Source organism: Actinokineospora sp. (assembly GCF_050699995.1).
Taxonomy (GTDB): domain Bacteria; phylum Actinomycetota; class Actinomycetes; order Mycobacteriales; family Pseudonocardiaceae; genus Actinokineospora.
On the sequence record NZ_JBOHGC010000597.1, the window covers coordinates 1 to 1,153 of the forward strand.

Below are 1,153 nucleotides of genomic sequence, written 5' to 3' on the forward strand. Positions count from 1 at the left end.
TCGAGGCCCGCGTGCTGAGCGGCAGCGGCACGATCGAAGCGAATGGCGGCAACAACACGACCACCGGGGGAAGTATCGCGGGTGCCGGCGGCGGCGGGCGGGTCGCGGTGCGTTACGAAGACGTCACCGGATTCGACCTCTCGAAGATCACGGCGAAGCCCGGGGACGCGGCGACCACGGACGTGGGGTCGGACGCGGGCGCGGGCACGGTGTTCTTGCTCGACGAGCTGAACGACACCTTCGGGAGCCTGATCGTCGACAGCCGCGGCAACTCGCCGGCGGGGGTCACGCCGCTGCGCGCGATCGGCTCGGCGACGAGCACGGCGCTGGCCGCGAACACGCTCACGCGGTCGAGCGCTTCGTTCCCGGTCCCGAACGCGACGACCCGGGCGGTGGGGCTTGTCGGCCTCGAGCTGAACCCGAACACAGCGCAGGGCCAGACGTTCACGGTGATCAGCAACACGGCCACCACGCTCACGACCGATCCCGCCGATGGAGCGATGACGGCGATCGCTGCGCCCGGGAACCGGTATACCGGGGTGTACACATTCGATGATTTCCAGGTGCTGGGAGGAGCCAACGTTTCGACCAGCGACGACATCGTCGTCGTCGACCCGAGTGCCGACCGGACCCGGATCCGCGGGTCCTTGGCGGCGCGGCGTCTCGACACCGGAACCGCCGAGCTATTCCTTGATACAGGAACGGCCACGGTGGCGTCCGTGACAGCAGCCACCCTGACGCTTTCGAGCAGCTCTCTGTTGACCGCAGAGAGCACGACTACCACCTCCGAGACTCGCCTCGAGATCGATGCCGATACTGTGACGATCGACGCGACGAGCCGGATCGACGTGACGTCGAAGGGCTACCTCGGCGGCCAGCAGCCCGGGAACGCGATCAACAACGGGCGCACGATCGGCAACGCTGCGGGCAGCTCTCTCGATACCGGCGGCAGCTACGGCGGTCTGGCGGGCGGCCATTCCTCGCGCCGCGATCTGGTCTACGGGGACTTCAAGAACCCCGACCATCCGGGCAGCGGCGGTGGTGGTCATACCAACTTCAACTGCACGGTCTGCGTCGGGGGGAACGGCGGCGGGTTGGTGCGGATCGTGGCCGACACGATCGCGCTGAACGGGCGGATCTCGGCCAACGGCGG

The 1,153-nt window shown here is 68.3% G+C and carries 1 protein-coding gene; it reads left to right on the forward strand.

The genetic code is table 11. The features are described from left to right. On the forward strand, positions 1 to 1,153 hold a 1,153-nt coding region (locus tag ACRDSQ_RS28890; RefSeq protein ID WP_431425388.1), incomplete at both ends, for a hypothetical protein.